At 66.8% G+C, this 22,306-nt stretch carries 26 protein-coding genes and 1 other RNA gene; 16 read left to right on the forward strand and 11 right to left on the reverse strand.

What is annotated here, in order from left to right; genetic code table 11:
• Nucleotides 1-41: 41 nt before the first annotated feature.
• From ACX9OT_RS00300 to pepQ, 3 genes are all read left to right on the forward strand, one after another.
• A complete protein-coding gene (locus ACX9OT_RS00300) occupies nucleotides 42-2,321 on the forward strand; it encodes a DUF1631 family protein (RefSeq protein WP_149908742.1) in 2,280 nt (759 codons plus the stop codon).
• Nucleotides 2,318-2,692 (forward strand): PilZ domain-containing protein, encoded by a 375-nt coding sequence (locus ACX9OT_RS00305; protein WP_010484030.1) that lies wholly within the window; start codon nucleotides 2,318-2,320, stop codon nucleotides 2,690-2,692. Before ACX9OT_RS00300 ends, ACX9OT_RS00305 begins: the two co-directional genes overlap by 4 nt.
• Before the next feature lie 75 nt (nucleotides 2,693-2,767).
• Nucleotides 2,768-4,099, forward strand: coding sequence for a Xaa-Pro dipeptidase (gene pepQ, locus ACX9OT_RS00310; protein WP_049461725.1), 1,332 nt, complete (start codon nucleotides 2,768-2,770; stop codon nucleotides 4,097-4,099).
• 450 nt (nucleotides 4,100-4,549) lie between these two features.
• Here pepQ and ACX9OT_RS00315 read toward each other — a convergent pair whose 3' ends face one another.
• Complete coding sequence (locus ACX9OT_RS00315; RefSeq protein WP_100437673.1) at nucleotides 4,550-5,872, reverse strand: aminopeptidase P N-terminal domain-containing protein; 1,323 nt, start codon at nucleotides 5,870-5,872, stop codon at nucleotides 4,550-4,552.
• Nucleotides 5,873-5,877: 5 nt separating this feature from the next.
• The gene (locus ACX9OT_RS00320) at nucleotides 5,878-6,426 is read right to left on the reverse strand and encodes a YecA/YgfB family protein (protein WP_032128368.1); all 549 of its coding nucleotides are present in this window, start codon (nucleotides 6,424-6,426) and stop codon (nucleotides 5,878-5,880) included.
• Between the two features lie 153 nt (nucleotides 6,427-6,579).
• Here ACX9OT_RS00320 and ACX9OT_RS00325 point away from each other — a divergent pair, with 153 nt between their 5' ends.
• The 8 genes from ACX9OT_RS00325 to ACX9OT_RS00360 all read left to right on the forward strand — a co-directional run bounded on the left by ACX9OT_RS00325 (nucleotide 6,580) and on the right by ACX9OT_RS00360 (nucleotide 10,867).
• The gene (locus tag ACX9OT_RS00325) at nucleotides 6,580-6,801 is read left to right on the forward strand and encodes a TIGR02449 family protein (protein WP_005410898.1); all 222 of its coding nucleotides are present in this window, start codon (nucleotides 6,580-6,582) and stop codon (nucleotides 6,799-6,801) included.
• Nucleotides 6,798-7,094 (forward strand): cell division protein ZapA, encoded by a 297-nt coding sequence (locus ACX9OT_RS00330; RefSeq protein WP_005410899.1) that lies wholly within the window; start codon nucleotides 6,798-6,800, stop codon nucleotides 7,092-7,094. Before ACX9OT_RS00325 ends, ACX9OT_RS00330 begins: the two co-directional genes overlap by 4 nt.
• 152 nt (nucleotides 7,095-7,246) lie before the next feature.
• A non-coding RNA gene (ssrS, locus tag ACX9OT_RS00335) (6S RNA) lies at nucleotides 7,247-7,432 on the forward strand.
• Nucleotides 7,433-7,515: 83 nt separating this feature from the next.
• Nucleotides 7,516-8,109: a 5-formyltetrahydrofolate cyclo-ligase gene (locus ACX9OT_RS00340; RefSeq protein ID WP_033834478.1), complete on the forward strand. Its 594-nt coding sequence runs from the start codon at nucleotides 7,516-7,518 to the stop codon at nucleotides 8,107-8,109.
• On the forward strand, nucleotides 8,106-8,585 hold the full coding sequence (locus ACX9OT_RS00345; protein ID WP_005419001.1) for an EVE domain-containing protein: 480 nt from the start codon (nucleotides 8,106-8,108) through the stop codon (nucleotides 8,583-8,585). Before ACX9OT_RS00340 ends, ACX9OT_RS00345 begins: the two co-directional genes overlap by 4 nt.
• A 23-nt stretch (nucleotides 8,586-8,608) precedes the next feature.
• Nucleotides 8,609-9,256, forward strand: a complete 648-nt coding sequence (gene rpiA / locus ACX9OT_RS00350; RefSeq protein ID WP_005419003.1) for a ribose-5-phosphate isomerase RpiA — start codon at nucleotides 8,609-8,611, stop codon at nucleotides 9,254-9,256.
• A 21-nt stretch (nucleotides 9,257-9,277) separates the two neighbouring features.
• Nucleotides 9,278-9,721, forward strand: a complete 444-nt coding sequence (locus ACX9OT_RS00355; protein WP_049462707.1) for a DUF192 domain-containing protein — start codon at nucleotides 9,278-9,280, stop codon at nucleotides 9,719-9,721.
• A gap of 300 nt (nucleotides 9,722-10,021) precedes the next feature.
• Entirely contained in the window at nucleotides 10,022-10,867 is an 846-nt protein-coding gene (locus ACX9OT_RS00360) for a SirB1 family protein (protein WP_010484022.1), read from the forward strand.
• Between the two features lie 59 nt (nucleotides 10,868-10,926).
• On the opposite strand, the gene ACX9OT_RS00365 is transcribed toward ACX9OT_RS00360, so the two are convergent.
• Nucleotides 10,927-11,151: a rubredoxin gene (locus ACX9OT_RS00365; RefSeq protein ID WP_014038358.1), complete on the reverse strand. Its 225-nt coding sequence runs from the start codon at nucleotides 11,149-11,151 to the stop codon at nucleotides 10,927-10,929.
• A gap of 34 nt (nucleotides 11,152-11,185) precedes the next feature.
• On the opposite strand from ACX9OT_RS00365, the gene thiE reads away from it, so the two are divergent.
• Both thiE and hemL read left to right on the forward strand, forming a co-directional pair.
• On the forward strand, nucleotides 11,186-11,812 hold the full coding sequence (thiE, locus tag ACX9OT_RS00370; RefSeq protein ID WP_032128373.1) for a thiamine phosphate synthase: 627 nt from the start codon (nucleotides 11,186-11,188) through the stop codon (nucleotides 11,810-11,812).
• Nucleotides 11,813-11,828: 16 nt separating this feature from the next.
• Complete coding sequence (hemL, locus tag ACX9OT_RS00375) at nucleotides 11,829-13,118, forward strand: glutamate-1-semialdehyde 2,1-aminomutase (protein ID WP_049462706.1); 1,290 nt, start codon at nucleotides 11,829-11,831, stop codon at nucleotides 13,116-13,118.
• A gap of 111 nt (nucleotides 13,119-13,229) precedes the next feature.
• Here the strand turns inward: hemL and azu are convergent, their stop codons facing one another.
• Nucleotides 13,230-13,679 (reverse strand): azurin, encoded by a 450-nt coding sequence (azu, locus tag ACX9OT_RS00380; RefSeq protein ID WP_049460658.1) that lies wholly within the window; start codon nucleotides 13,677-13,679, stop codon nucleotides 13,230-13,232.
• Between the two features lie 122 nt (nucleotides 13,680-13,801).
• Here azu and ACX9OT_RS00385 point away from each other — a divergent pair, with 122 nt between their 5' ends.
• A complete protein-coding gene (locus tag ACX9OT_RS00385; RefSeq protein WP_149908744.1) occupies nucleotides 13,802-14,404 on the forward strand; it encodes an HAD-IA family hydrolase in 603 nt (200 codons plus the stop codon).
• A gap of 53 nt (nucleotides 14,405-14,457) precedes the next feature.
• Here ACX9OT_RS00385 and ACX9OT_RS00390 read toward each other — a convergent pair whose 3' ends face one another.
• Nucleotides 14,458-15,684 (reverse strand): acetylornithine transaminase, encoded by a 1,227-nt coding sequence (locus ACX9OT_RS00390; RefSeq protein WP_006467246.1) that lies wholly within the window; start codon nucleotides 15,682-15,684, stop codon nucleotides 14,458-14,460.
• Nucleotides 15,685-15,747: 63 nt separating this feature from the next.
• Between ACX9OT_RS00390 and ACX9OT_RS00395 the strand changes: the two genes are divergently transcribed.
• A complete protein-coding gene (locus tag ACX9OT_RS00395; RefSeq protein WP_032128376.1) occupies nucleotides 15,748-16,620 on the forward strand; it encodes an ion transporter in 873 nt (290 codons plus the stop codon).
• A 65-nt stretch (nucleotides 16,621-16,685) separates the two neighbouring features.
• On the opposite strand, the gene ACX9OT_RS00400 is transcribed toward ACX9OT_RS00395, so the two are convergent.
• From ACX9OT_RS00400 to ACX9OT_RS00410, 3 genes are all read right to left on the reverse strand, one after another.
• The gene (locus tag ACX9OT_RS00400; protein WP_049460660.1) at nucleotides 16,686-17,636 is read right to left on the reverse strand and encodes a YiiG family protein; all 951 of its coding nucleotides are present in this window, start codon (nucleotides 17,634-17,636) and stop codon (nucleotides 16,686-16,688) included.
• Nucleotides 17,637-17,668: 32 nt separating this feature from the next.
• Nucleotides 17,669-18,661: a YiiG family protein gene (locus tag ACX9OT_RS00405; RefSeq protein WP_049460655.1), complete on the reverse strand. Its 993-nt coding sequence runs from the start codon at nucleotides 18,659-18,661 to the stop codon at nucleotides 17,669-17,671.
• Between the two features lie 93 nt (nucleotides 18,662-18,754).
• Nucleotides 18,755-19,573 carry an SDR family oxidoreductase gene (locus ACX9OT_RS00410; RefSeq protein ID WP_049460653.1) on the reverse strand — a complete coding sequence of 273 codons (819 nt, stop codon included), beginning with the start codon at nucleotides 19,571-19,573 and terminating at the stop codon, nucleotides 18,755-18,757.
• A gap of 108 nt (nucleotides 19,574-19,681) precedes the next feature.
• On the opposite strand from ACX9OT_RS00410, the gene ACX9OT_RS00415 reads away from it, so the two are divergent.
• A complete protein-coding gene (locus tag ACX9OT_RS00415) occupies nucleotides 19,682-20,365 on the forward strand; it encodes a hypothetical protein (protein ID WP_049460652.1) in 684 nt (227 codons plus the stop codon).
• Nucleotides 20,366-20,558: 193 nt separating this feature from the next.
• Here the strand turns inward: ACX9OT_RS00415 and ACX9OT_RS00420 are convergent, their stop codons facing one another.
• From ACX9OT_RS00420 to ACX9OT_RS00430, 3 genes are all read right to left on the reverse strand, one after another.
• The gene (locus tag ACX9OT_RS00420) at nucleotides 20,559-20,918 is read right to left on the reverse strand and encodes a DUF6984 family protein (RefSeq protein ID WP_149908746.1); all 360 of its coding nucleotides are present in this window, start codon (nucleotides 20,916-20,918) and stop codon (nucleotides 20,559-20,561) included.
• 174 nt (nucleotides 20,919-21,092) lie between these two features.
• On the reverse strand, nucleotides 21,093-21,599 hold the full coding sequence (locus ACX9OT_RS00425; protein ID WP_049460649.1) for a DUF2867 domain-containing protein: 507 nt from the start codon (nucleotides 21,597-21,599) through the stop codon (nucleotides 21,093-21,095).
• Nucleotides 21,596-22,258 carry a serine/threonine-protein kinase gene (locus tag ACX9OT_RS00430; protein ID WP_049460648.1) on the reverse strand — a complete coding sequence of 221 codons (663 nt, stop codon included), beginning with the start codon at nucleotides 22,256-22,258 and terminating at the stop codon, nucleotides 21,596-21,598. Before ACX9OT_RS00430 ends, ACX9OT_RS00425 begins: the two co-directional genes overlap by 4 nt.
• Nucleotides 22,259-22,306 lie beyond the last annotated feature (48 nt).

Raw genomic sequence — 22,306 nt, forward strand, 5'->3', positions numbered from 1 at the left:
TTCACCAGATCGATCCGCGGGAATCCGGATACCGCCTGCCGATGTCAGCTGTCTTTTCCATCACTCCTGCCGACAAGAACCGCCTGGCCGCCAGCGACCTGCCACCGCGGGTACGTGAGCTGCTGGGCGCGCTGATCGGCCTGTGCCGGCAGACGCTGGCCGCGCCCCTGATCCTGACTGTCGAAGCGCTGGAGCAGACCCTGCTGCACGACGCCGATCGCGCACGCAATCCGCAGCAGCAGGCCGAACTGATGGCCCAGCGTGGACAGCTGCACGCCTTCGCTGGCCACTTCGCCGACCGCATGCTCGATGCCGTTGCCGACGCCCTCGCACGGTTGCGCGAACCGGCCAACGGTGTCAGCACCAGTGCTACGCCGCCAGCGCTGCCGGGCATGCTCGGGCTGTCGCTGGTTGATGAGCACGAAGTGGATCGCGACCTGCTGCTGACCGAGATGGTGCGGCGCGAAACCCAGCGTTCAACCAACACACTGAACCTGCTCGGCCAACGCCTGGGGGTACTGGCGGCGGCGCCGGCCTTCGAGGCCGACACCCTGCCGCTGGCGCCGCAGGCACTGTGCGCGATGGTGCGCCGGATTGCCGAACAGGACGCGCTGAGCGTCGACGTACAGCTGGCGCTGTATCGCAGTTTCGAACGACAGGTGCTGGAACGGCTGGGCGATATCCTTGACCGTGCCAATGCCCTGCTGGCCCAGTCCGGCGTACTGCCGGGGCTGGTCTACACCCCCTACCTGGCACGCTCGTCGAGCACGCGGCGGATCATCACCCAGTCGGTGGGTGGCGGCCGCACCACGCAGCCGGCCAAGCGCAGCGCGGCCCCCCTGACCGGCTGGAACGGTTCGGCACCGGCCGGCTCCTGGTCCAGCCTGGTACAGGACGCCTTCCACGAGGGTGGTGCAGCCGGCCCCGCCACGCCGGGCGTGACCACATCCACCGGCAGTGCTTTGCATGAGCTGCTGCAGCAGGCCCGGCACGCCAGCCCTGCCCCGGCGGACAGCGGCGCAGTGCCCAGTGCGGCAGTCGACGCGGTACTCGCGCGTCTGCAGGCTCAGTCCAGCGCGGCAACCGGCGTGGCCGACCTGCAAGCGGCCGTGGTCGCGCAGCTGCGCAGCGAGCATGGTGCGCAGGCCCAGCTGGGCAGTCACGACCGGGACAACCTGGACCTGCTGCGCATGCTGATGCAGCAGGTGCAACAGCAGCAACGTCCCGATCCGGTGCCGGCCGCCCTGCTGGCCCGCCTGCAGGTGCCCCTGGCACGCGCGGCCATGGCCGACCCGGGCTTCTTCGTACGCGACGAACATCCCGCGCGTGAGCTGCTCAACCAGATCGCCGAAGTCGGTGCCAACTGGCTGGGCGACGACGATGTCGATCCGCAGCTGCTGCAGCGCATGGCGCAGAGCGTGCAGGGCCTGCTCGGCCAGGATGCACGCGCGCCGGAAGCCTTCGCCGCTGCCAACGAAGACGTGCAGCAGCACCAGCGCGCGGCGGCCCATCGTGCCGAACTGGCCGAGCGCCGCCACGTGGAGGCCGCGCGCGGCAAGGAACGATTGGAACTGGCCCGTCGCCAGGCCACCGCACAGATCGACCAGTGCTGCGACACGCAGTCGCCACCGCGCTTCGTGCAGACCCTGTTGCGCCAGGCCTGGGCCGATGCACTGACCCTCACCCGCCTGCGTCATGGCGATGATTCGCCACAGTGGCAGGAACGCCTGCAACAGACCGAGCGTATCGCTGCCATCACCGCACAGGCCATCGACGCCCCCGGCGGCACCGATACCGCGTTGGCAGCGGACGTGGAGGCCGCACTGCTGCAGGTCGGCTACCACGCCGAGGAAGCCGCGGCCGTCGCGCGCAGGCTGGCCACGCCCGGCGGCGAGGATGAAAGCACCTCGCGTACCGAACTCAGTGCCCGCCTGAAGGCACGTGCGCGCCTGGGCGAACACGCCGGCGCGCCCACCGGCACGGCGCCTGCAACGCCCCGCAGCAGTGCCGAAGAAGCCGCCTACCAGCAGCTGTCCACGCTGCCGTTCGGCAGCTGGTTCGACATCGATACCGGTGATGGCACGCTGCGCCGCCAGCGCCTGTCCTGGTACAGCCTGCTGACCGGCCACGCCCTGTTCGTCAATCCACGCGGGCAGAAGATCACCGATACCGACCTGGATACGCTGGCACGGCAGATCAGTGCCGGGCGCGCGCAACTGGTCACCGAAGACAAGGGCCGGCTGGTCGACCGTGCCTGGGAAGCCAGCCTTGGTGCGCTGCGCGCACTGGCCACGGGCCGCGCACAGGAGACCCCCGCATGAAAGCCGTACCGCCGCAGGACACCCGCCGCGCGCCGCGCCGCCAGGTCTCGGACCTGGTGCCGGTCACCGACCAGATGCGCGAGTGCGTGGTCGGACGCCTCGGCAATGTCTCCGAAACCGGCATGCTGATGCTGGCCAGCGTGCCGCTGCGCGAGGATGCGTTGTACCAGCTGCGCTTCCCGTTGCCACTGGGTGATGGCCGCCAGCAGGCCATCGATGTGGGCGTGCACCTGCTGTGGAGCGAGCCCGCACACGTTCCCGGCCAGAGCTGGACCGGCTTCCGCTTCCTGACCCTGTCACGCGAACATCGGCAGCTGCTGCGCCAGTGGGTGGGCGAGGACAGCGACGAGGGACCGGTTTCGACGGCCTGAGTGCCGGTTCCGGCACAGCGGTTTTTCGCGGTATGCGGCAGAATCTAGGGCCGTTTTCCGTGTCGAGCCACCGCAATGATCCAGCAAGACCCCGGCGCCCTGTATTCCGACCACCTGGCCGTGCTGTGCCGACGCGCCGAACAGGCGCTGGCCCGCGGCGGCTTCGATCATCTGGTGGTGCCCAGCGGCACCCTGCACTACCAGGTGTTCGACGACCGCGACTACCCGTATGCGGTGAATCCGCAGTTCAAGGCCTGGCTGCCGCTGACCCGCGTGCCCAACAGCTGGATCGTGTTCACCCCCGGCAAGCGTCCGGCGGTGATCTTCCACCAGCCGTTCGATTACTGGCACGTGGTACCGGACGCACCGAGTGGCTGGTGGGTGGAGCACTTCGACATCCACATCATCCGCAAGCCCGAAGAGGCACTGGCCCAGCTGCCGGCCGACCCGTCGCGCTGCGCGATCCTCGGCGAGCCGCAGAGCACGCTGGGCAACTACGTGCCGAACAACCCGGCGCCGGTGGTGAACTACCTGGAATGGCACCGCGGCAGCAAGACGCCGTATGAAATCGCGCTGATGCGCCAGGCGCAGGTGCTGGGCGTGCGCGGCCACCGTGCCGCCGAAGCCGCGTTCCGCAACGGCGCCGACGAGTTCAGCATCCACATGGCGTACTGCCAGGCCGTCGGCCAGGATGCCAACGAGCTGCCCTACGGCAACATCGTGGCGTTGAACGAACACGCCGCTGTGCTGCATTACACCGAGCTGGGCCGCAAGGCACCGCAGCCGCTGCGCAGCTTCCTGATCGATGCTGGTGCCAGCGCGCACGGCTACGCCAGCGACATCACCCGCACCTACGCCGCACAGGGCCACGACGAATTCGCGGCGATGATCGCCGCTGTTGACGCCGCGCAGCAGCAGATGTGCGCGGCGGTGCGCCCGGGCTTCGACTACAAGCAGCTGCACGTGGACGCGCATCTTTCGCTGATGGGCGTCCTGAAGGACTTCGGCGTGATCAAGGTCTCGCCGCAGACCGCAGTGGAAACCGGCGTCAGCGCCGCGTTCTTCCCGCACGGCATCGGCCACCTGATCGGTCTGCAGGTGCACGACGTGGCCGGCTTCGCGGCCAGCGATGAAGGCGGCCGCATCGAGCGCCCGGCCGGCCACCCGTACCTGCGCCTGACCCGCGTGCTGGAACCGGGCATGGTGGTGACCATCGAACCGGGCCTGTACTTCATCGACATGCTGTTGAATGAAGTGAAGGATGCCGGCCATGGCGATGCAATCAACTGGGACCGCGTGGACTTCTTCCGTCCGTATGGCGGCATCCGCATTGAAGACGAAGTGCTGTGCACTGAAGGCGAGGCGGACAACCTGACGCGGCCGGAGTTTGCGGCGGCGAACGGCTGAGCCCCTCGTGGTTGGGCGCTTGGAGCTAAAGCCGGCCTTTGACAGTTTCCTGCCGCGTTCAACCACAGAAAAGAAAAAAGAAAAGCAGAAGCGGGTCGCTCGCTGCGCTCGCTCTGTGTCGACCAAGGTCGACACCTACCAACAGCCGCGCGTTCCAACGGCCGCAGTGGCCAGTAGATCCACGCCATGCGTGGATGATTCATTCGATATCTGACAGATGTGCCGACCAACGGTCGGCACCCACCAACAGCCGCCTGAACCTGTCAAAGGCGGGGCACTGTGGGTTTGCGGGGTGTGAGCCGCATGGATGCGGCGACCAAGCCTACAGGGACGTACTTGCGGCGTCCCCGCAAACCCACAGTGCCCCGCCCTCCCACGGAATGCCGCTTCGGTTTTTGACGTTGCCGTTGATTGCAGCAGGTGCAGGGCTGCAAGCCCTGCCGAAACCCCTTACCCCGCCATCACCGCTTCAATCTCGTCGGCGCTGCGCGCCAGGCCTTCGGTCAGCACGCGATGCCCGTCATCGGTGATCAGCACGTCATCCTCGGTACGGATGCCGATACCGCGCCAGCGCGGTTCCACCGTCGTATCGTCCACGCCGATATACAGCCCCGGCTCGATGGTGAATGCCATGCCCGGCTCCAGCAGGCGCGAATCGCCGGCCAGGCGATAGTCACCCACGTCGTGCACGTCCATGCCGATCCAGTGCCCGGTCTTGTGCCGGTAGAAACGCTGGTACAGGCCCTCGGACAGGTTCTTTTCCAGCGTGCCCTTCAGCAGGCCCAGCCGCAGCAGGCCTTCGGTCAGGGTCTGCACCGCCGCCAGGTGACCCATCTCGTAGGCCACGCCCGGCTTGGCCTGGGCCAGTGCCGCGGCCTGCGCGTCACCGACCAGGTCGTGCAGCGCGCGCTGCTCGGCGCTGAAGCGGCCGTTCACCGGGAACGTGCGGGTGATGTCGCTGGCATAGCCGCGGTATTCGGCACCGGCGTCGATCAGCACCAGCTCACCATCGCGCGAACGTGCGTTGTTGTCGCGGTAGTGCAGGATGCAGCCGTTGCGACCTGCACCGACGATGCTGCAATAGGCCGGCACCGCGTCGTTGGCGCGGAACACGCGTTCCAGTTCGGCCTGCAGTTCGTATTCGTGGATGCCGGCCTTCGCCGCTTTCATCGCCGCCAGATGTGCACGCACGCTGATCTGCGCGGCGTGGTGCATCAGCGCCACTTCAGCACCGGACTTGAACAGGCGCTGCTCATGCAGCAGGTGGCCCAGCTCCAGGAACTCATGCGGCGGCTGCGCGCCGTGGCGCACCTGCGAACGCACGCGGTTGACCCAGCCGATCAGCTTCAGGTCGAAATCGGCGTCGCGGCCGAAGTGGTAATAGACGCGCGAACGCCCTTCCAGCAGGCCCGGCAGGATGTCGTCCAGATCGTCGATCGGGTACGCATCGTCCATGCCGTACTGCGCCACCGCGCCTTCCTGGCCGGCGCGGCTGCCGTCCCAGGCCTCGCGCTCGGCGTCGCGCTCACGGCAGAACAGGATGGCCTCGCCGTGGCGGCGGCCCGGGATCAACACCAGCACCGCTTCCGGCTCCGGGAAGCCGCTCAGGTACTGGAAGTCCGAATCCTGCCGGAACGGGTAATGGGTATCGAGGCTGCGCACCTTCTCGGCCGCGGCGGGAAGCACCAGGATCGCATCCTCGCCGGCCATGTCCATCAGCTGGCGGCGGCGACGCTTGTATTCGCCGGCCGCGATGCCGGTGCGCTGCTTGATGTCCATCAGTTCAGGCGCTGCCGATGGCGCGAGGCCAGCACCACGTCACCGTGCAGCAGCAGTACCGCCACGCGGATGAATTCCTCGATCTCGGACAGGGCTTCGTCATCGTCATCGCCACCGGCCTCGAAATCCTCGCTGGAGGCACGCGCCAGGCTGGCCATGTCGGTCAGCGCTTCTTCGCCCTCTTCGGACAGGGTCGGGCGGCGGCCGCCGCTGCCCAGGCCGAAGCCGCCCAGGAAGGAACGGGTCCAGCTGAACATGGCATCAGCCTGCGCGGACACGTCGTCGCCATCGGTCAGCAGCAGTTCGAAGGCGAAATCGCGGTCTTCCAGTTGCTTGATGGTGACCTGCAGCAGCTGCCCCAGCACGCTGTCGGCGGCCACCGGCGGCAGGTTGTCGTCGGCCAGCACACGCGCCGGCCAATCATTGCCGGGGGCACCACCGGCGGCCAGCCAGCCGCACAGTGCGCCGTGCAGCTCGGCAGCGGTGGCGCCCAGGCCCAGTTCCTGGCTGGCGCGGGTAACGTCGTCGACGGAGGGAAGTTCGGTCATCGTGCGGCTCGTTCGGAAAGGAAACCCGGGGCGCGCACGCGCGCGCCCGTGAGACCCCGTAGTGTAGCAACCCGACGGCATCCTCTCTGCGACCGTCAGGCCTTGCTGCGACAACGCTTGACCGCCCTTACCCGGCTTGCCTATCGTGCCCGTATGGAACCCGCCGATCCCCTTGCCCAGCTGCAGGACTTCGCTGCCCGCGTGGAAGCGTTGCTTGAACGCAACCAGCGCCTGGCCGAGGAGAACCGCAGCCTGCGCCACCAGCAGGAACAGCTGGTGGCCGAGCGTTCCACGCTGCTGGCCAAGAACGAGCAGGCACGCTCGCGGGTGGAAGCAATGATCAGCCGGCTCAAATCCCTGGAGCAGCACACATGAGCGCCGAACCGGTCAGTGTCCGCATCCTCGATCGTGAATACACCGTGGGTGTCGGCGGCGATGAACGCGACAGCCTGATGGCGGCCGCGCGCCTGCTCGATGCGCGCATGCGCGAAATCCGCGGCAGCAACCGCATGGCCGCGGTCGACCGCGTCGCCGTGCTGGCGGCGTTGAACCTGGCCCATGAACTGCAACTGCTGCGCGACGAGAACGCCCGCCAGGCAGTCGCCCTGCAGCAGACGCTGGCCGACCTGAACCGGCGCCTGGACCGCGCGATCGACGGCACCCCGTAGAAGAGGGGACGGAGGGAATCAAGGCGCATTCGCCCCTTCCGTGCCGGAAACGTCTTAATCCCCTCCGTCCCCTTTTCTCATATCTGAATTGGCACGGACTGTTGCCGACGAACGGCCTATCCAGATGCTGCGTGCTGGCTATAATGGCCACGCGTTCTCTGCGGTACTCGACGGCATGTGCAAACATTCGCCTTGTCCCTTAAGAACGACACCGGGAGCGCGACAGCGCCGGGAGTGCAGGTCCGCCTTGTAGCGGGAAGCCCGATGGTTCTCCAGCGTTCCCACTTGAGCCCCCGGGTTCAAGGTCGTTTCGCATGCATCGACATTGCGGAGAATGCAATATTCCAGCAAGGGCGGCGTCTTCGGGCGTCGCCCTTGTTCTTTCCGGCACAATGACGGCTGATCCTTGCCGCACGCTGCCATGACCGACCCGCGCCAGGCCCTGCGCCACGACCTGCGGCAACGCCGCCGCGACCTTTCCGCCGCTGAGCGCATCGCCGCCGCCGAATCGCTTGCCGATGCCCTGCTCGCCCTGCCGTTCGCCCCGCGCGAAGGCGCCGTGGCCGGCTACTGGGCGCTGGATGGCGAGATCGCCCTGCACCGCTGGCAGTTGCAGTTGCCCGAAGGCCTCACCTACTGCCTGCCGGTGCTGGCCGGCGACGTGCTGCGCTTCGCGCCGTGGCGCCCGGGGCAGCCGCTGACCAGCAACCGCTACGGCATTCCCGAGCCGGACGTTGCGCTGGAAGACACCCTGGAACCAGCACAGATGGCGCTGGTGGTGGCCCCGCTGGTGGGTTTCGACACGCAGTGCCGGCGGCTGGGCATGGGGGGCGGCTGGTATGATCGCAGCTTCGCCTTCCGCCACGACCGGCCGGCGCCGCCCTGGCTGGTCGGTGCTGCGTTCGCGGTGCAGCAGGTCGAGTCCTTGCCGGTGGCGTCGTGGGACGTGCCGGTGGATGCGATCTGCACCGAAGACGGCACCCTGTTCCCCTCCGCTGCCCCCGTGAACGCATGACCGCCCGCAAGCGCTACTGGCTGATGAAGTCCGAACCGGACGCCTTCTCCATCGATGACCTCGCAAAGGTCAAGGTCGAACCCTGGAACGGGGTGCGCAACTACCAGGCGCGCAATTTCATGCGCGATGGCATGCAGGTGGGCGACGGCATCCTGTTCTACCACTCCAACACCAAGGTGCCCGGCATCGTCGGCCTGGCCACCGTCGCCAGCCCAGCCTACCCGGACGACACCCAGTTCGACCCGAAATCCGACTACCACGACCCCAAGAGCACGCGCGAAAACCCGCGCTGGATGCTGGTGGACGTGGCCTTCGACCGCAAGCTCAAGCAGGTGATCGCGCTGGACGAGATCAAGCTGCACGCTGACGAGCTCGGCGAGGGCTTCCCGCTGGTTGCCAAGGGCAATCGCCTGTCGGTGTTCCCGGTGACCGCCGCGCAGTGGAAGCTGCTGCTGTCGCTGGAAAAGAAATCCTGATTCCCCGCCTGAGAGTTCTTCCCATGTCCGAAGCCAAGCGCCTGGCCGCCGAGAAAGCCATCGAGTACGTCGAAGACGGCATGATCGTCGGTGTCGGCACCGGTTCCACCGTGGCCTATTTCATCGATGCCCTGGCCCGCATCCAGCACCGCATCAAGGGAGCCGTGTCCAGCTCCGAGCAGAGCACCGCACGCCTGAAGCAGCACGGCATCGAGGTGATCGAGCTGAACCACAGTGGCAACCTGTCGCTGTACGTCGATGGCGCCGACGAGTGCGACCCGAACAAGTGCCTGATCAAGGGCGGCGGCGCCGCACTGACCCGCGAGAAGATCATTGCCGAGGCCAGCGAGCGCTTCATCTGCATCGTCGACCCGAGCAAGCAGGTGCCGGTGCTGGGCAAGTTCCCGCTGCCGGTGGAAGTGATCCCGATGGCGCGCAGCCTGGTCGCCCGCCAGATCCGCGACATGACCGGCGGCCAGCCGACCTGGCGCGAGGGCGTGGTCACCGACAACGGCAACCAGATCCTGGACATCCACAACCTGCAGATCACCGATCCGGAAAAGCTGGAGCGCGAGCTCAACCAGTTGCCGGGCGTGGTCTGCGTCGGCCTGTTCGCGCGCCGTCGCGCCGATGTGGTGATCGTCGGTGGCGAGCCGCCGGTCGTGCTCTGACCCTTCCCAAGGATCCTGACGATGTCGCTGTTGCGTTCGCTGCTGATTCTTCCGCTGCTGGCCCTGGCCGGCTGCGCCACCGACGCGGCCCGCCATTGGGTCGAGCTGGACGGCGCCCGCTACCAGGTGGAGCTGGCCACCAACGATGAAACCCGCGCGCGCGGGCTGATGTTCCGCGACCAGATGGCGGCCGACCACGGCATGCTGTTCATCCACGACCGCGAGGAAATGCAGGCGTACTGGATGAAGAACACCAAGATCGCGCTGGACATCCTTTACTTCGACAGCCAGCGCAAGCTGGTCAGCCAGCAGCGCGACGTACCGCCGTGCTCGGCCGGCGACATGTGCCCGCCCTACCCCAGCGGTGGACCGGCGCGCTATGTGCTGGAGCTCAACGCCGGCCAGGCCGAGAAGCTGCAGTTGAAGGACGGCACCCAGCTGACCTTCGGCCCGGGCATCGAGTAGTAAACGATGCGGCCGGCCAGCGGCCGGCACCCGCCGAATCAACATCAAAGGCAAAAGCTGGGTTACCGAGGGATGGCGGGGCGGTGTGGACTTGCAGGACACGCCGTAAACCCGTCCCTGGGGGCTCGTAGGCGCCATCCATGGCGCCTGCGGTCCTGCAAGCCCACACCGCCCCACCTCTGCCAGTTGGCCGGCGGCTGTTGGTAGGTGTCGACCTTGGTCGACACGACATTTCCAAGACGATGTTCTTTTCACGCGGCACCGCTTGAAACCGCCTGCGAATGACGCCAGTCTGTGGTCATGCAGGACCGGATCTCACTCCCCGACTGGGATGCACTGGCCGACCTCGAAGACGAGGCGCTGCCACTGTTGCCGACCGCGCTGCTGATCGCGCGCGATGAATACCCCGATCTGCAGCCGTCCACCTACGACGCGCTGATCCAGAGCCATGTCGACCACCTCCGTTCGGAAGTGGACAGCATCGACAACAGCCCATTGAAGATGGCAGCGATCAATCGCCATCTGTTCGACGAGCTGGGCTACAGCGGCGACCACGACGAGTACTACGACCCGCGCAACAGCTACCTCAACCAGGTATTCGAGCGCCGCCTGGGCAACCCGATCTCGCTGGCGCTGGTGCAGATGGAAGTCGCGCGCCGGCTGGGCATTCCGCTCGACGGCGTGTCCTTCCCCGGCCACTTCCTGGTGCGCCTGCCGGTTGACGACGGCGTGCTGGTGATGGACCCGTTCAATGGCGGCCGCCCGCTGGACGTGGACGAACTGCGCGAGCGGGCCAAGTCACACCTGGGCGGGCAGATGCCCGACGACCAGGTGCTGGCGCAGATCCTCGACCCGGCCCCTGCGCGCGCGATCCTGATGCGGATGCTGCGCAACCTGCACGGTGTGTATGCCGAAGCGGGCGAATGGGACCGTGCCGCACGCAGTGCCGACCGCCTGCTGAAGCTGGCCCCGGAGCAGGACGACGCGCTGCGTGACCGTGGCCTGGCCTACCTGCAGCTGGAGTACCTGGCCGGTGCCCGGCATGACCTGGGGCAGTATCTGAAGCGCAACCCGGAAGCCAGCGATGCGCAGTGGCTGCGCGAGAAGCTGATCGACCTCGGTGGGCCGGTACCGCGGCTGCATTGAGGTTGTCCGGTGTGCGGACCAACGGTCCGCACCCACAGAAGGGCCTGCAGGCCCCGCCATCAATCGACCTCGACCATCTCGAAATCGGCCTTGGTCACGCCGCAATCCGGGCAGGTCCAGGTCTCGGGAATGTCTTCCCAGCGCGTCCCCGGCGCGATGCCTTCTTCCGGCAAGCCTTCCGCTTCGCTGTAAAGAAAGCCGCAGACCACGCACATCCAGGTACGCAAGGTGGTGGGGGTGGCATCGCTCATCGGATAATCAGGGCTGGATTCACGGGCCGCCATTGTCCCATCGCGGTCCACTCACCGGTAGCCATCGATGACTTCTGCTTCCCCGGCGCCCCGCGGCGTCTACCTGATCACCCCGGACGAGCCCGATACCGCACGCCTGCTGGCCCGCACCGCGCCGCTGCTGGCCGCCGGCGCGACCTGGCTGCAGTACCGCAACAAGACCGCCAGTGACGCGCTGCGGCGGGAGCAGGCCACCGCCCTGCAGGCGCTGTGCGCGGAACACGGCGTGCCGCTGATCGTCAACGACGACCCGGCGCTGGCCAAGGCGGTCGGCGCCGCCGGCGTGCATCTGGGCGGCACCGACGGTGACATCCCCAGCGCGCGCGCGCTGCTTGGTGCCGAGGCCATCATCGGCGCCTCCTGCTACGACCAGCTGGCCAATGCCGAGCAGGCCGTGGCCGCCGGCGCCAGCTACGTGGCCTTCGGCGCGTTCTTCCCGACCACCACCAAGATCACCAGCAGCCGCGCCCATACCGACCTGCTGCGGCAAAGCGCCGCACTGGGCGTGCCGCGGGTGGCGATCGGCGGCCTGACGCCGGACAATGTCGGTCCCATCATCGACGCCGGCGCCGATCTGGTCGCCGTGGTCAGCAGCGTGTTCGCCGCCGAAGACCCGGTTGCGATCCAGCGCGCCTACCTCGCCCAGTTCGCGTAATGCCCAGGAAATCCGCATGAACCACGACCAGTCCCACGCCCTGTTCTCCCGCGCCCAGCAGCTGCTGCCGGGCGGCGTCAATTCGCCGGTGCGCGCGTTCAAATCGGTCGGCGGCGAACCGTTCTTCGTCGAGCGTGCCGACGGCGCCTACCTGTACGACGTCGACGGCAACCGCTACATCGACTATGTCGGTTCCTGGGGCCCGATGATCGTCGGCCACAACCATCCGGCCGTCCGCCAGGCGGTGAAGAAGGCGATCGACAATGGCCTGTCCTTCGGCGCGCCCTGCGCGGCCGAAGTGACCATGGCCGAGACCATCACCCGACTGGTGCCGTCATGCGAGATGGTGCGCATGGTCAACTCCGGCACTGAGGCCACGCTGTCGGCGATCCGCCTGGCGCGTGGCGCCACCGGCCGCAACCGCATCGTCAAGTTCGAAGGCTGCTACCACGGCCATGGCGACTCGTTCCTGGTCAAGGCCGGCAGCGGCATGCTGACGCTGGGCGTGCCGACCTCGCCGGGCGTGCCGGCCGGCCTGAGCGAACTGACCCTGACCCTGCCCTACAACGACTTCGAAGCGGCTACTGCCCTGTTCGAACAGCAGGGTGACGACATCGCCGGCCTGATCATCGAACCGGTGGTCGGCAACGCCAACTGCATTCCGCCACGCGAAGGCTACCTGCAGCACCTGCGCGAACTGTGCACGAAGCATGGCGCGCTGCTGATCTTCGACGAAGTGATGACCGGTTTCCGCGTTGCCCTTGGCGGTGCACAGGCGCACTACGGCATCACCCCGGACCTGACCACCTTCGGCAAGATCATCGGCGGCGGCATGCCGGTGGGTGCCTACGGCGGCCGCCGCGAACTGATGCAGCAGATCGCCCCGGCCGGCCCGATCTACCAGGCTGGCACGCTGAGCGGCAACCCGGTGGCGATGGCCGCCGGCCTGGCGATGCTGGAACTGATCCAGCAGCCGGGCTTCCACGCCGACCTGGCCGAGCGCACCGCGCGCCTGTGTGCCGGCCTGGAAGCGGCCGCTGCCGACGCCGGCGTGGCGGTGACCACCACCCACGTGGGCGCCATGTTCGGCCTGTTCTTCACCAGCGAGAAGGTGGAGACCTATGCGCAGGCCACCGCCTGTGACATCCCGGCGTTCAACCGCTTCTTCCACGCGATGCTGGACCAGGGCGTGTTCCTGGCACCGTCGGCGTACGAGGCCGGCTTCCTGTCCAGCGCGCACGACGATGCCGTGATCGAGGCCACGCTGGCCGCCGCACGCGTGGCGTTCAAGGCCGCCAAGGGCTGAGCCCGCTCTGCACGAAAAAGGGGACGGAGGGGATTAAGTCGTTTGTGCACAAACGACTTAATCCCCTCCGTCCCCTTTTTTTCCTGGTAGAGCCACGCCATGCGTGGCTGCTCAACCGAAGACGAACTTGCCCTTCATCATCGCGAAGTGGCCGGGGAACGAGCAGAAGAAGGTGTAATCCCCACCCTTCTGCAGGCCCTGGGTAGAGAAGCGCACGCGCGCGGTTTCACCACCGCCGATCACCTTGGTGTGCGCCAGCACGCGCTTGTCGGCCTTCGGCAGGTAGCTGTCGGCCAGGGTCATGCGCATGCCAGCCATCGCCACCGGCTGGTAATCCGCGCTGCGGGTCAGCACCCAGTTGTGGCCCATCGCGGTAGCAGCCAGCTTGCCGGTGTGGCGCAGGGTCAGATCCACGGCGGTGCAATCAGCGGCCACCTTGATCTCGCGGCTGCTGAAGCTCATCTGGTCGGTGCTGTCGATGCTCACCGCACACACCCGCGCCATCGCCGACGGCGCCAGCATCAGCGCGCCCAGTCCCACTGCCACCATCCAAGCCTTCATCGTTGCATCTCCTGCGGATTCAAGCGCCATTCTAGGCAGGCCCCTGCGGCGCCGTCTGCGACCGTCTGTCGCACGCGCACTCCAGGGTTTCCGCGCATCCACCGCAATGGCATGCTCGACCAATGCGGATCGACCTGTTGCTGCTGGATGTGGATGGCGTGCTGGTGCACTACCAGCGCGCGCAGCGCGTGCTGTACCTTGCGCAGGCGCTGGATGTCGTGCCGGAAACCGTGCAGGCCGCGCTGTACGACAGCGGGCTGGAAGCGGCACATGACAATGGCACGCTGGATGGCCCGGCCTATCTGGCGCAGCTGGGAGAGCTTCTAGGCACGACGGTCGATGTGACTGCTTGGACCGCGGCGCGGCGGGCCGCCAGCCATCCGCAGGCTGCCGTGTTGCAGCGGCTGCAGGCCCTGCAGTTGCCGATGGCAGTGCTGACCAACAACGGCGCGCTGATGCAACAGGCCTTGCCCACCCTGCTACCGGAACTGTTCCCTGCCCTGCAGGACCGCGTGTTCTGCAGCGCCGATTTCGGCCTGCGCAAACCGGCGCCGGAAGTCTTCCTGCGCACGCTTGAGGTACTCGGCGTGGCGCCTGCGCGCACGCTGTTCGTCGATGACCTGTTCGCCAACGTGCGCGGCGCACGCGCCGCCGGCCTGCACGCGGAAACCGTGCGCGATGGCCGGGGATTGGGCAAGGTGTTGAAGCGTTACGCGGTGAGCTGATCGGGGTCAGAGCCCTCTCCGCAGGAGAGGGATCCGACCCCAGCGCCGCGGCGTCAGCGCGCGGCGATGAAAGCAGCAATCGCTGCGCGCAGGCGCTTGAGGCCTTCGGCCACTTCTTCGTCGGTGATGTTCAGCGACGGCACGAAGCGCAGCACGTCCGGGCCGGCCTGCAGGGTCAGCAGGCCCTGCTCGGCGGCGTGGTCGAGGATCGCACCGGCCTGGCCGGCGAAGTCCTTGCTCAGCACCGCGCCCAGCATCAGGCCACGGCCACGCACGTCGCTGAACACACCGAACTCGTCGTTGATGCGGGCGAAGCCATCGCGCAGCGCCTTCGACTGGCGGCTGACGTTGGCGGCGATCTCCGCCGAGGCCAACTTGCGCAGCGCCACGCGCGCGACTGCGGCCGCCAGCGGGTTGCCACCGAAGGTGGTGCCGTGCGCGCCGAACTGCATGGTCTCAGCCACCTTCGGGCCGGCCAGCATCGCGCCGATCGGGAAGCCACCGCCGAGCGCCTTGGCCAGGGTGACCATGTCCGGTACCACATCGTCCTGCCAGTGCGCGAACAGCGTGCCGGTGCGGCCCATGCCGGCCTGGATTTCATCCAGCACCAGCAGTGCGTTGTGCTGGTCGCACAGTTCGCGCACGCGCTTGAGGAAACCGGACTTGGCCGGCATCACGCCGCCCTCGCCCTGGATCGGCTCCAGCATCACTGCGGCCACGTCGCCGGCGGCCATCGCGGTTTCCAGCTGCACCTCATCGTTGAAATCGATGTAGCGGAAGCCACCGGGCAGCGGCTCGTAGCCTTCCTGGTACTTCGGCTGGGCGGTGGCGGTCACCGCGCCCATGGTGCGGCCGTGGAAGCTGCCGCGGAAGGTGATGATGACGCGCTTGTCGGCCGGGCGGCCCTGGCTGGAGGCCCACTTGCGGACCATCTTGATCGCCACTTCGTTGGCTTCGGCGCCGGAATTGCACAGGAACACGCGCTCGGCGAAGCGGCTGGCCTTCACCAGCTCCTCGGCCAGGTGCAACGGCGGCGCGCTGTAGAACACGTTGCTGGTGTGCCAGAGCTTGCCGGCCTGCTCGACCAGCGCGGCGACCAGGTCCGGGTCGTTGTGGCCCAGGCCACACACGGCGATGCCGGCGGCCAGGTCGATGAACTCACGGCCCTGGCTGTCCCACACGCGGGCGCCCTGGCCGCGCTCCAGTACCACCTGGCGGGGCTTGTAGACCGGCAGGTAATAGTGCGAAAGGGAGATCAGCGGATCGGTAGCGGCGGTCATGGCAGTCGGCAGGGTTCAGGAATCCCCATTCTCGCGCCGGAACCCCTGCGGCACAATGCGCCCATGCGACCGTTTTCCGCCCCCCAGCTGAACCCCGCCACCGAGACCGGCTGGCGCCGTCGGTGGTTCGACATCATCTACCGCCACGACACCCGGCCTTCGCGCAATTTCGACCTGATCCTGGTGGTGGCGATCATCGCCAGCATCCTGGTAGTGATGATCGACAGCGTGCAGCACCTGCATGCCGAATGGTCCACCGGCCTGTACATCCTGGAATGGGGCTTCACGATCATCTTCACCGCCGAGTACCTGCTGCGGCTGGCGGTGGTCAAGCGCCCGCTGCGTTACGCGGTGAGTATCTGGGGCATCATCGACCTGCTGTCGATCCTGCCCGCCTACCTGTCGATGTTCATCCCCGGCGCGCAGAGCCTGCTGGTGGTGCGTGCGCTGCGCATCCTGCGCGTGTTCCGCATCCTCAAGCTGACCCGCTACATCGAGGAAAGCGGCGTATTGATGACGTCACTGTGGCGCAGCCGGCGCAAGGTGCTGGTGTTCCTGTTCACGGTGATCACCATCACCATCATCGCCGGTGCGCTGATGTACGTGATCGAGGGCCCCGAACACGGCTTCACCAACATCCCGGCCAGCATGTACTGGGCGGTGGTGACCATGGCCACGGTCGGTTTCGGCGACATCGTGCCGCAGACCGTGCTCGGCCGCTTCGTCACCTCGGTGCTGATCCTGATCGGCTACAGCATCATCGCCGTGCCCACCGGCATCTATACCGCCGAACTGGCCAGCACCATGCGTGAAGCCGAGCAGGCCGCGCGCCGCGATGCGCGTGGCTGCCCGGACTGTGGGCTGGAAGGCCATGAACCGGATGCACTGCACTGCCGCAAGTGCGGCGGCAAGCTGCCGGATGCGTTCAACCATTGAGGTACATGCCGGCCAGCGGCCGGCACTACCTCTCGGCGGTTACGCATGGATGCGTGTGCCGTTGCTCACCGCATGCGGTTGCTGGTGGTCACCAGATCATTGTATGCGGCGAGGATCGTTGACTGCGCTCCTTCCGGGTCGGTGGTGAGCCAACTGCCCGACGCCTTCCGCTCTGCCGCCAGCGCTTCGGCGGTGATCGGCTTGTGCTGCTCCAGGCGCTCGACGCCACGTCCCGCAGTACGCACCAGCTTGTCCGCCGAACGCTGCACGTGGCCCCACATCGGGTCGTCCTTGCCGACACCGCCGTTCTGGATTTCCGTCACCAGTGCCTGATAGTCAGCCAGCTGCACGCGCAGCGCCGCAACATCCGGTGCGTCGTCCTGGAACGCCGTGGCCAGTAGCTTGCCGTCGCCCAGCAGGCGAAGGTGATAGTAGGCCAGCGAGCGCCCTTCGCTCTCCTCGATCTGCTTCAGCTGCGCGGCACGGCGATCGTTCTCGTTCTTTTCCAGCGCCACATCCATCGCTTCGCTGGCCTTGAAGAAATCAGCATAGGCCTGCATCAGCGGGGCATGCTGGCTGCGCATCCCTTCACCGCCATCACGACGATAATCCTCGCGGGTGAAGTAACCATCGGCGCGCTCGACCAGGGTGTTCAATGCCTGGAAGGCCTGCTGATAGTCACGCGCGGGGCCATCCATCGGCAAGGCCGGGGTCTTCGCCAGCGCGTCGGTCAGTGGCTGGCCGCAGTACTCGACGCGGTGCGACAGCACCTTCCCGGGCGAACGCGGTTGCGCTTCCTTGCCGGTCGGGCCGGCTTCAGGGTCCTTCATCCAGCTGGTGTAGGTCTGGAAACCCTCGTGAATGGGTTGTTCAACGCCGTTGTAGCACTCGATGTAGGCGTTCACCTTCTCCAGGCTGGGGTCGGCCAGCGACAACCCTGCCGATTTGTTGCAGCCGCTCAGGCCAGCCACAGCGCCGATCAGCAGCAGCGGCACGATACGCAGACAGGAAGTCATCATGGTCTCTCGCATGGGTGCTGGCGCGCCGGTCACTGGCGGTTGCTCTGGAAAACGAGCGTGTTGTATTCCTGCATCAGCTTGCTGGCCGATCCACGCGGCGCCATCGACGGCGAATCAAGCATGCGTCGTTCGAAATCGGTGTAAGGCTCTTTCTCGCTGACGCGCTGCAGCCGCGCCTTGCCTTCCCGACGGAAGTTCTCGGCCTCACGCTCGAAGCTGTTCCAGTCCAGCTTGCCCGGTTCCTGATCAGCCACCTTCGCATGCGCTTCGTCGGAAATGCGGTTGAACGCATCCAGACGCTCGCGGGCCTTGGCCTGATCGAAATCATCCTCGCTCATCAGATCCATGATGGCCTTGGCTTCCAGCATCATCGCCAGGCGGTAGTACTCGCGCGTGCGACCCTCGGCCTGCTCCAGTGCCTTGAGCTGCTCGCGCTGGGCGGCGTCGTTCTGGCGCTCCAGCTCGGCATTGAACGTTGCACTGGCAGCCACGAAATCCTTGAAGGCGGCCATCAAGGGCGCGTGCAGCTGCTTGCCCTTGGCGAACTGGTCGTCTTCGTAGTCCTGGCGATCGTAGTAGTCGTGCGCGTCCTTGCTGATCGGCACCAGTGCCTTCAGCGCCTGCTGGTAGTGGCCGGCAGCAGCATCGAGTTCGGCCAGCACTGGCTTGGCAGCGATCGCCTCGGTCACGGGGGCATCGCACTGCTTCATGTCGTAATCGCTGATCTCGAACGGACCGTACACCTGTGTCTCGCGACCGGTCGGGCCGGCGGCGACATCCTTGATCCAGCGCGTATAGGACTCGATGCTGCCGTGGGTCTTCGAATCAAGCGCGTTGAAGCAGCCGATGTAGGCGTTGAGCTTGGCGGTCAACTGCTGCTGCGGGTCGTACGGCGCCGCGCTGGCGTCCGGCGTGCCGGAGGCAGCGGCGCCGCCCGCAGCGGCGGGTGCCTTGCCACCGCAGGCGGCCAGGATCAACGACAGCGAAGCGGCCAGCGCCGCGACGGAAAGAGTGCGTGACATGTGTTCACATCCCTGTTGAAAACGATTACAGCCGCACATTCTAGCGCAGCAGGCCGAAGGTCGCAGCCCTCGGCCTCTTCCGGCGACGTGCGATCAATCCAGGAACAGATCCGGCAGCAACGGACGCGATGGATCCACTGAGTAGCCCGAAAGATCGGTGATACCCGCCTGCGCCAGCACGTCATCGTCGATCAGGAACTGGCCATGGAAGCCCGCCGCTTCGCGCACCAGCACCGCATGCGCGGCATCAGCCATGATCTGCGGCGTGCGGCAGCCGGCCGCATCCACGCCCGGGATCATGTTGATCGCATCGGTGGCGATGACCGTGCGCGGCCACAGCGCATTCACCGCCACGCCCTGCGGGCCGAATTCCGCGGCCAGGCCCAGGGTAACGAAGCTCATGCCCATCTTCGCCAGCGTGTAGCCGGTATGCGGTGCCCACCACTTCGGCTCCAGGCTGGGCGGCGGTGCAAGGGTGAGGATGTGCGGATTCGGCGCCTGCAGCAGGTACGGCAGGCAGGCCTGCGCGCACAGGAAACTGCCGCGCGCATTGACCTGCTGCATCAGGTCGAAACGCTTCATCGGCGTATCCAGCGTACCGCGCAGCCAGATCGCGCTGGCGTTGTTGACCAGGATGTCGATGCCACCGAAGGTATCGACCGTGGCCGCAACCGCCGCGTGCACCTGCTCTTCCTCGCGGATGTCGCACTTCAGCGCCAGGCCCTGCCCGCCTGCCGCCGTCACCGCTTCGGCCGCGGTATGGATGGTGCCTGGCAGCTTCGGATTCGGCACCGACGACTTGGCCGCAATGGCCACGTTGGCGCCGTCGCGCGCCGCGCGCAGTGCGATGGCCAGGCCGATCCCTCGCGAGGCTCCGGTGATGAAAAGCGTTTTGCCCTGCAGACTGCCCACGTTCCACACTCCAGCGTATGCAATGAGTCGCTAGTATGCCGCGCCGACGCGGAGTTCACCCGATCTTGACGATACTCGGGCCTCCAGCCAACGCACGAGGTCCACGCCATGCGCCGTTCCCGCCTGTTGCTGCCTGCCCTGGGGCTTGCCCTGCTGACTGCCTGCCAGGGCCGTTCGCCGGAACCCGGCAAGGAGCCGCCCGCCGGTGACGCGCCCAGCGCGGAGAAGGCCGCCGCCGACGGCAAGATGCGCTGGAGCGAAGCCGTGGTCTGGGATGGCGATCTGAACGCATGCCGCCAGGGCGAGAATGCCGCCACCCGGGATTGCCTGCGCGATGCGATGCGAGCGGGGGGAGCAAGCGCCGAGGCGATCACCGCGGCCGAGCAACTGTCCAGCGCCGGGGAACTGGCGTATGTGACCGCCTGGCATGAGAACGAGGGGCTGGGCATTGCCACGGTCGAGTATCCCTTCCGCGCCAACACCAACGAAGGCACCCGCCTGGTCGATGCCAGCGGCAAGCGCATCGATGTGGATGCCGTGCAGTTGGACGACACCCTGCGTGCCGACCCCACTGTGCAGGAGCTGCTGAAGGCCAACCCGCAAGCCACGCCGTTCGCACCGGCGCAGTCGGCCGGGGCCACGCCACTGGAGAATGGCGGCATCCGCGTGATGTATCGCACGCCACTGCGCGACTGCCACGCCTGCCCGGATGTGGGCCAGCTGCAGATCGCCTACGACTTCGACGCCAAGCGCAACTTCATCGGCCAGCAGGTGGTGCCGGCGACGCCGTAAGGTCACCGGCGTCTGTAGAGCCGAGCCATGCTCGGCTCATTGAATGCAGCCGAGCATGGCTCGGCTCCACATCATCGCCACTAGCAAGACCCTTCACTCGAATTCGCAAGAATCGTCCGTGACGTCCACCGGCTCTTCGAGGCCGGCCATCCGCACATCGTGCTTGTTTCCACCAGAACCCTTCATCGCCACCTCAGGCATAGCAGACCAAGCTGTCAATTCGAGGAGATATCAGCTCGGCACCGTCCCAGCGGATGATTTCCAGCTCCAGTAGACGGTCATTTGCGTCCGCATGAAGAATCGGCGTGAGTTCAGCACCATCTGCGTCCTGCATCTGCAACTCGACGGGATACGCGTGCTGCCCTTGATACGGCGGACGCTCATATCCGGAAATGACAAATCCCACCCGAGCTCCACCAGGACCCATTTCTACGGCCGCTGCGGAAGCAAGGTCGGCGTGAAGCTGCAAGGCAGAGGCCTCAGGCAGATGAGATGCCACAGCCTCGATCAACTGCCTTTCAAAGCCGGAAACGGCACGCGTCGGATTGCTCATCGCATCGTTGATCTCAGGGCTGCTCCCGTACCGCCTCACCGCGCCTCCGGTCCTGCTTTCATCGCGTTGGACTGATGCTGTAGTGCCGCATGCAGAATCCACGTTTCAGTGACACTTGGCAATGACCGACGAGCATGTAATGGATCGCAAACCGCATCCACGCATGGCGTGGATCTACCGGTAAGCCTGCACCTGCTTCCTCAGCAGATGCGGCACGATCAGCTGATGAACCGGGGCAACCGGCAGCATGTACACGCGCCCGAACGCGTTGTGCGTATGCACCACCGTCGCCACTTCCAGCACGTCGCCCTGCCACTGCAGGGCCAGCTGCACACGCAGGTGGCGGTCGTCGTCTTCCAGCACGATGGCATCGTCGTCCAGCGACTGCAGGGTGAAGATGCCCAGCCGTTGCCCCGGACGCGGCTGCGCGATGTCCTGTACCGCACGCAACGAGCCCAGGTGCTTCATGCCGAGCAGGCGCATGCCGCGATTGCGCAGCGCCATCAGCCCATCGAACCAGCCGGGAATGGTCGCCGCCATGTCGCGATAGGCCTGCAAGGCCGAGCGTCCATCACGATGGGTCGTTGCCTGGCAGGCATGCACGAAGTCGGCGCCGGCCAGCTGTGGGCGCAGGACGCTGCCCGCGCTTGGCGGGCCGGTCACCACCTGCGCAGGGCTCACGGCTTCGGCCCCTGCCCCTCGTTGTCTTCCCAATGCAGGATGCGGCGGGTGACGAAGCGGTAGACCGGCTTGCCGGTGGCGAACCACAGCTCGCGCACCCACGACGTACGCTTGAGCACGCGCTTCTCCACCGGGGTGAGTGATTCGCGGCAGTACATGCGCTTGTGCTTGAGCAGGTGGCGCAGGTCCTCGCGGGCCAGCAGCCGCATCCAGCGCGAGCGCGGGTTGCCGATCACCGCCAGCTGGAAGTCGATCAGCGCCGGTCGTCCATCTTCAGTGACCAGCCAGTTGGCTTCCTTGGCCAGATCGTTGTGGGCCACGCCATTGCGATGCAGCTGCTGCAGCAGGCGACGCGCAGCGCGGAACCAGGCCAGGTCACCGCGTGGCGGACGCTGGTACATGGCATCGCCGGCCATGAAGCTGCGGTCGAGATGACGGCCATCCCACGCCAGCAGCTGCGGCACATCGGCCATGCCGTGGATGTGCTGCAACGCGCGTGCCTCGCGGCGGGCCAGCCACCAGGCCGGCAGCCGCAACCACAGCGGCGTGGCGCCCAGATCACGGCGTACGAAGGGGCCGGCAGGCCCTTCCACAAGGAGGATGCGACCGAAGCTGTCGGCCTTCAGGGCGTGCGAGGGCGTGTCTGGCGAATGCGGCATGTGCCCATTCTAGGCGATGGCGCCCGTTGCAAACGGTCACGAAGCGGC

The sequence above is a fragment of the Stenotrophomonas genospecies 3 genome (assembly GCF_054473855.1).